The organism is Bacillus sp. FSL W8-1202, assembly GCF_038006165.1.
Classification (GTDB): domain Bacteria; phylum Bacillota; class Bacilli; order Bacillales; family Bacillaceae; genus Bacillus; species Bacillus subtilis.
In genome coordinates this window covers 1,157,781-1,165,000 of record NZ_JBBOUR010000001.1, presented here as the reverse complement: position 1 = coordinate 1,165,000, position 7,220 = coordinate 1,157,781, and the positions used below count along the sequence as shown (strand labels likewise).

The window sequence follows — 7,220 nt, the reverse complement described above, 5'->3', positions numbered from 1 at the left end:
GGGACTTAACCCAACATCTCACGACACGAGCTGACGACAACCATGCACCACCTGTCACTCTGCCCCCGAAGGGGACGTCCTATCTCTAGGATTGTCAGAGGATGTCAAGACCTGGTAAGGTTCTTCGCGTTGCTTCGAATTAAACCACATGCTCCACCGCTTGTGCGGGCCCCCGTCAATTCCTTTGAGTTTCAGTCTTGCGACCGTACTCCCCAGGCGGAGTGCTTAATGCGTTAGCTGCAGCACTAAGGGGCGGAAACCCCCTAACACTTAGCACTCATCGTTTACGGCGTGGACTACCAGGGTATCTAATCCTGTTCGCTCCCCACGCTTTCGCTCCTCAGCGTCAGTTACAGACCAGAGAGTCGCCTTCGCCACTGGTGTTCCTCCACATCTCTACGCATTTCACCGCTACACGTGGAATTCCACTCTCCTCTTCTGCACTCAAGTTCCCCAGTTTCCAATGACCCTCCCCGGTTGAGCCGGGGGCTTTCACATCAGACTTAAGAAACCGCCTGCGAGCCCTTTACGCCCAATAATTCCGGACAACGCTTGCCACCTACGTATTACCGCGGCTGCTGGCACGTAGTTAGCCGTGGCTTTCTGGTTAGGTACCGTCAAGGTACCGCCCTATTCGAACGGTACTTGTTCTTCCCTAACAACAGAGCTTTACGATCCGAAAACCTTCATCACTCACGCGGCGTTGCTCCGTCAGACTTTCGTCCATTGCGGAAGATTCCCTACTGCTGCCTCCCGTAGGAGTCTGGGCCGTGTCTCAGTCCCAGTGTGGCCGATCACCCTCTCAGGTCGGCTACGCATCGTTGCCTTGGTGAGCCATTACCTCACCAACTAGCTAATGCGCCGCGGGTCCATCTGTAAGTGGTAGCCGAAGCCACCTTTTATGTTTGAACCATGCGGTTCAAACAACCATCCGGTATTAGCCCCGGTTTCCCGGAGTTATCCCAGTCTTACAGGCAGGTTACCCACGTGTTACTCACCCGTCCGCCGCTAACATCAGGGAGCAAGCTCCCATCTGTCCGCTCGACTTGCATGTATTAGGCACGCCGCCAGCGTTCGTCCTGAGCCAGGATCAAACTCTCCGATAAAGTAGTTTGACTGACTACGCACATCGCTGTGCGATTTATAAAAAATGAATTAACAGGTACGTTTTGTCTTGTTTAGTTTTCAAAGATCATTTTGTTTGTCCGCTTTGTTAAAGCAACTTTATTGGTATACAATGTCACTTCTTCAAAGTCAACAACTTTTTTTAAAAACTTTTGGTGGAGCCTAGCGGGATCGAACCGCTGACCTCCTGCGTGCAAAGCAGGCGCTCTCCCAGCTGAGCTAAGGCCCCATAAAAAATGGTCGGGAAGACAGGATTCGAACCTGCGACCCCATGGTCCCAAACCATGTGCTCTACCAAGCTGAGCTACTTCCCGATTTCCCATCTATTCTATTAAAAGATATGGCGCGCCCGAGAGGAGTCGAACCCCTAACCTTTTGATCCGTAGTCAAACGCTCTATCCAATTGAGCTACGGGCGCAAAACATAATGCCGAGGGCCGGACTTGAACCGGCACGGTAGTCACCTACCGCAGGATTTTAAGTCCTGTGTGTCTGCCAATTCCACCACCCCGGCGTGGATGGTATAGTTGGAGCGGAAGACGGGATTCGAACCCGCGACCCCCACCTTGGCAAGGTGGTGTTCTACCACTGAACTACTTCCGCAGACAGGATGTCCAGTTTTTCTAACTGTTATCCTATATAATGCGGGTGAAGGGACTTGAACCCCCACGTCATAAAGACACTAGATCCTAAGTCTAGCGCGTCTGCCAATTCCGCCACACCCGCGTAAAATGGTGAGCCATGAAGGACTCGAACCTTCGACCCTCTGATTAAAAGTCAGATGCTCTACCAACTGAGCTAATGGCTCTTCTTACAAGAGACTTGAGTATTATATCATATAAAAGTGGTGCCGGCAAGAGGACTTGAACCCCCAACCTACTGATTACAAGTCAGTTGCTCTACCAATTGAGCTACACCGGCAAAATGGTGGAGGATGACGGGCTCGAACCGCCGACCCTCTGCTTGTAAGGCAGATGCTCTCCCAGCTGAGCTAATCCTCCATACTTGCACTAACGTGCAATTGCTTGGCGGCGTCCTACTCTCACAGGGGGAAACCCCCGACTACCATCGGCGCTGAAGAGCTTAACTTCCGTGTTCGGTATGGGAACGGGTGTGACCTCTTCGCTATCGCCACCAAACAAATTGAGAGTGTTCTCTCAAAACTAGATAACAGATGTGACATCATTCAAAAATATGGTTAAGTCCTCGATCGATTAGTATCTGTCAGCTCCATGTGTCGCCACACTTCCACCTCAGACCTATCAACCTGATCATCTTTCAGGGATCTTACTTCCTTGCGGAATGGGAAATCTCATCTTGAGGGGGGCTTCATGCTTAGATGCTTTCAGCACTTATCCCGTCCGCACATAGCTACCCAGCGATGCCCTTGGCAGAACAACTGGTACACCAGCGGTGCGTCCATCCCGGTCCTCTCGTACTAAGGACAGCTCCTCTCAAATTTCCTGCGCCCGCGACGGATAGGGACCGAACTGTCTCACGACGTTCTGAACCCAGCTCGCGTACCGCTTTAATGGGCGAACAGCCCAACCCTTGGGACCGACTACAGCCCCAGGATGCGATGAGCCGACATCGAGGTGCCAAACCTCCCCGTCGATGTGGACTCTTGGGGGAGATAAGCCTGTTATCCCCGGGGTAGCTTTTATCCGTTGAGCGATGGCCCTTCCATGCGGAACCACCGGATCACTAAGCCCGACTTTCGTCCCTGCTCGACTTGTAGGTCTCGCAGTCAAGCTCCCTTGTGCCTTTACACTCTGCGAATGATTTCCAACCATTCTGAGGGAACCTTTGGGCGCCTCCGTTACCTTTTAGGAGGCGACCGCCCCAGTCAAACTGCCCACCTGACACTGTCTCCCCGCCCGATAAGGGCGGCGGGTTAGAAGGTCAATACAGCCAGGGTAGTATCCCACCGATGCCTCCACCGAAGCTGGCGCTCCGGTTTCCAAGGCTCCTACCTATCCTGTACAAGCTGTACCAACATTCAATATCAGGCTGCAGTAAAGCTCCACGGGGTCTTTCCGTCCTGTCGCGGGTAACCTGCATCTTCACAGGTACTATAATTTCACCGAGTCTCTCGTTGAGACAGTGCCCAGATCGTTGCGCCTTTCGTGCGGGTCGGAACTTACCCGACAAGGAATTTCGCTACCTTAGGACCGTTATAGTTACGGCCGCCGTTTACTGGGGCTTCAATTCGCACCTTCGCTTACGCTAAGCGCTCCTCTTAACCTTCCAGCACCGGGCAGGCGTCAGCCCCTATACTTCGCCTTACGGCTTCGCAGAGACCTGTGTTTTTGCTAAACAGTCGCCTGGGCCTATTCACTGCGGCTCTCTCGGGCTTGCACCCTAACAGAGCACCCCTTCTCCCGAAGTTACGGGGTCATTTTGCCGAGTTCCTTAACGAGAGTTCTCTCGATCACCTTAGGATTCTCTCCTCGCCTACCTGTGTCGGTTTGCGGTACGGGCACCTCTCACCTCGCTAGAGGCTTTTCTTGGCAGTGTGGAATCAGGAACTTCGCTACTATATTTCGCTCGCCATCACAGCTCAGCCTTATGGGAAACGGATTTGCCTATTTCCCAGCCTAACTGCTTGGACGCGGATATCCAATACCGCGCTTACCCTATCCTCCTGCGTCCCCCCATTGCTCAAATGGTGAGGAGGTGGTACAGGAATATCAACCTGTTGTCCATCGCCTACGCCTTTCGGCCTCGGCTTAGGTCCCGACTAACCCTGAGCGGACGAGCCTTCCTCAGGAAACCTTAGGCATTCGGTGGAGGGGATTCTCACCCCTCTTTCGCTACTCATACCGGCATTCTCACTTCTAAGCGCTCCACCAGTCCTTCCGGTCTGGCTTCACAGCCCTTAGAACGCTCTCCTACCACTGTTCGAAGAACAGTCCGCAGCTTCGGTGATACGTTTAGCCCCGGTACATTTTCGGCGCAGAGTCACTCGACCAGTGAGCTATTACGCACTCTTTAAATGGTGGCTGCTTCTAAGCCAACATCCTGGTTGTCTAAGCAACTCCACATCCTTTTCCACTTAACGTATACTTTGGGACCTTAGCTGGCGGTCTGGGCTGTTTCCCTTTCGACTACGGATCTTATCACTCGCAGTCTGACTCCCAAGGATAAGTCATTGGCATTCGGAGTTTGACTGAATTCGGTAACCCGGTAGGGGCCCCTAGTCCAATCAGTGCTCTACCTCCAAGACTCTTACCTTGAGGCTAGCCCTAAAGCTATTTCGGAGAGAACCAGCTATCTCCAGGTTCGATTGGCATTTCACCCCTACCCACACCTCATCCCCGCACTTTTCAACGTGCGTGGGTTCGGGCCTCCATTCAGTGTTACCTGAACTTCACCCTGGACATGGGTAGATCACCTGGTTTCGGGTCTACGACCACGTACTCATGCGCCCTATTCAGACTCGCTTTCGCTGCGGCTCCGCATCTTCTGCTTAACCTTGCACGGGATCGTAACTCGCCGGTTCATTCTACAAAAGGCACGCCATCACCCGTTAACGGGCTCTGACTACTTGTAGGCACACGGTTTCAGGATCTCTTTCACTCCCCTTCCGGGGTGCTTTTCACCTTTCCCTCACGGTACTGGTTCACTATCGGTCACTAGGGAGTATTTAGCCTTGGGAGATGGTCCTCCCGGATTCCGACGGAATTTCACGTGTTCCGCCGTACTCAGGATCCACTCAGGAGAGAACGAAGTTTTGACTACAGGGCTGTTACCTCCTATGGCGGGCCTTTCCAGACCTCTTCATCTACCTCGTTCCTTTGTAACTCCGTACAGAGTGTCCTACAACCCCAAGAGGCAAGCCTCTTGGTTTGGGCTAATCCCGTTTCGCTCGCCGCTACTCAGGGAATCGCATTTGCTTTCTCTTCCTCCGGGTACTTAGATGTTTCAGTTCCCCGGGTCTGCCTTCTCATATCCTATGAATTCAGATATGGATACCACTCCATTACGAGTGGTGGGTTTCCCCATTCGGAAATCTCCGGATCAAAGCTTGCTTACAGCTCCCCGAAGCATATCGGTGTTCGTCCCGTCCTTCATCGGCTCCTAGTGCCAAGGCATCCACCGTGCGCCCTTTCTAACTTAACCGTTAAAAAGAATCACTATGTGATATCTTGTATTACTTGAATGTGATGTCTACTGTTATCTAGTTTTCAAAGAACACGTTTCGAAGGAATGATCCTTCAAAACTAAACAAGACAGGGAACGTTCTGTTTATAAGACCCAAGGTCTTATATTCCGTATAATATCCTTAGAAAGGAGGTGATCCAGCCGCACCTTCCGATACGGCTACCTTGTTACGACTTCACCCCAATCATCTGTCCCACCTTCGGCGGCTGGCTCCTAAAAGGTTACCTCACCGACTTCGGGTGTTACAAACTCTCGTGGTGTGACGGGCGGTGTGTACAAGGCCCGGGAACGTATTCACCGCGGCATGCTGATCCGCGATTACTAGCGATTCCAGCTTCACGCAGTCGAGTTGCAGACTGCGATCCGAACTGAGAACAGATTTGTGGGATTGGCTTAACCTCGCGGTTTCGCTGCCCTTTGTTCTGTCCATTGTAGCACGTGTGTAGCCCAGGTCATAAGGGGCATGATGATTTGACGTCATCCCCACCTTCCTCCGGTTTGTCACCGGCAGTCACCTTAGAGTGCCCAACTGAATGCTGGCAACTAAGATCAAGGGTTGCGCTCGTTGCGGGACTTAACCCAACATCTCACGACACGAGCTGACGACAACCATGCACCACCTGTCACTCTGCCCCCGAAGGGGACGTCCTATCTCTAGGATTGTCAGAGGATGTCAAGACCTGGTAAGGTTCTTCGCGTTGCTTCGAATTAAACCACATGCTCCACCGCTTGTGCGGGCCCCCGTCAATTCCTTTGAGTTTCAGTCTTGCGACCGTACTCCCCAGGCGGAGTGCTTAATGCGTTAGCTGCAGCACTAAGGGGCGGAAACCCCCTAACACTTAGCACTCATCGTTTACGGCGTGGACTACCAGGGTATCTAATCCTGTTCGCTCCCCACGCTTTCGCTCCTCAGCGTCAGTTACAGACCAGAGAGTCGCCTTCGCCACTGGTGTTCCTCCACATCTCTACGCATTTCACCGCTACACGTGGAATTCCACTCTCCTCTTCTGCACTCAAGTTCCCCAGTTTCCAATGACCCTCCCCGGTTGAGCCGGGGGCTTTCACATCAGACTTAAGAAACCGCCTGCGAGCCCTTTACGCCCAATAATTCCGGACAACGCTTGCCACCTACGTATTACCGCGGCTGCTGGCACGTAGTTAGCCGTGGCTTTCTGGTTAGGTACCGTCAAGGTACCGCCCTATTCGAACGGTACTTGTTCTTCCCTAACAACAGAGCTTTACGATCCGAAAACCTTCATCACTCACGCGGCGTTGCTCCGTCAGACTTTCGTCCATTGCGGAAGATTCCCTACTGCTGCCTCCCGTAGGAGTCTGGGCCGTGTCTCAGTCCCAGTGTGGCCGATCACCCTCTCAGGTCGGCTACGCATCGTTGCCTTGGTGAGCCATTACCTCACCAACTAGCTAATGCGCCGCGGGTCCATCTGTAAGTGGTAGCCGAAGCCACCTTTTATGTTTGAACCATGCGGTTCAAACAACCATCCGGTATTAGCCCCGGTTTCCCGGAGTTATCCCAGTCTTACAGGCAGGTTACCCACGTGTTACTCACCCGTCCGCCGCTAACATCAGGGAGCAAGCTCCCATCTGTCCGCTCGACTTGCATGTATTAGGCACGCCGCCAGCGTTCGTCCTGAGCCAGGATCAAACTCTCCGATAAAGTAGTTTGACTGACTACGCACATCGCTGTGCGATTTATAAAAAATGAATTAACAGGTACGTTTTGTCTTGTTTAGTTTTCAAAGATCATTTTGTTCACTTCGTTCAAGCGACTTTATTATTATAACTCGTTGACTCAGTGAAGTCAATAACTTTTTTTAAGTTATTTTTTCGTTATCGCCTTGTTTAGCGGCAACGAATAATAATATACCACCTAGTAAATAATAGTGCAATAGTTTTTTTGAAGAAATACTAAGG

Annotated in this window: 9 tRNA genes and 4 rRNA genes (1 of these 13 only partly in view); all 13 read right to left on the bottom strand. The window is 52.1% G+C overall.

The annotated features are described in order from the left end of the window. Nucleotides 1-1,106: ribosomal RNA gene (locus NSQ09_RS06030) — 16S ribosomal RNA — on the bottom strand (it extends 444 nt beyond the left edge of the window). A 172-nt stretch (nt 1,107-1,278) separates the two neighbouring features. Further along, nucleotides 1,279-1,354, bottom strand: a tRNA-Ala gene (locus tag NSQ09_RS06025). A gap of 8 nt (nt 1,355-1,362) precedes the next feature. Beyond that, nucleotides 1,363-1,439, bottom strand: a tRNA-Pro gene (locus tag NSQ09_RS06020). Nucleotides 1,440-1,466: 27 nt separating this feature from the next. Further along, nucleotides 1,467-1,543: transfer RNA gene (locus tag NSQ09_RS06015), tRNA-Arg, on the bottom strand. Nucleotides 1,544-1,552: 9 nt separating this feature from the next. Beyond that, nucleotides 1,553-1,638, bottom strand: a tRNA-Leu gene (locus NSQ09_RS06010). A gap of 14 nt (nt 1,639-1,652) precedes the next feature. Continuing rightward, nucleotides 1,653-1,727, bottom strand: a tRNA-Gly gene (locus NSQ09_RS06005). Nucleotides 1,728-1,767: 40 nt separating this feature from the next. Next, a tRNA-Leu gene (locus tag NSQ09_RS06000) sits at nt 1,768-1,850 on the bottom strand. 6 nt (nt 1,851-1,856) lie between these two features. Continuing rightward, a tRNA-Lys gene (locus NSQ09_RS05995) sits at nt 1,857-1,932 on the bottom strand. A gap of 37 nt (nt 1,933-1,969) precedes the next feature. After that, nucleotides 1,970-2,045: transfer RNA gene (locus NSQ09_RS05990), tRNA-Thr, on the bottom strand. 4 nt (nt 2,046-2,049) lie between these two features. Further along, nucleotides 2,050-2,125 (bottom strand) — tRNA-Val (locus tag NSQ09_RS05985). 22 nt (nt 2,126-2,147) lie between these two features. After that, nucleotides 2,148-2,263: ribosomal RNA gene (gene rrf / locus NSQ09_RS05980) — 5S ribosomal RNA — on the bottom strand. Nucleotides 2,264-2,318: 55 nt separating this feature from the next. After that, a 23S ribosomal RNA gene (locus NSQ09_RS05975) occupies nt 2,319-5,246 on the bottom strand. A gap of 167 nt (nt 5,247-5,413) precedes the next feature. Further along, nucleotides 5,414-6,963: ribosomal RNA gene (locus NSQ09_RS05970) — 16S ribosomal RNA — on the bottom strand. The 16S, 23S and 5S rRNA genes sit together here with 9 tRNA genes alongside, the layout of an rRNA operon. Nucleotides 6,964-7,220: the final 257 nt, after the last annotated feature.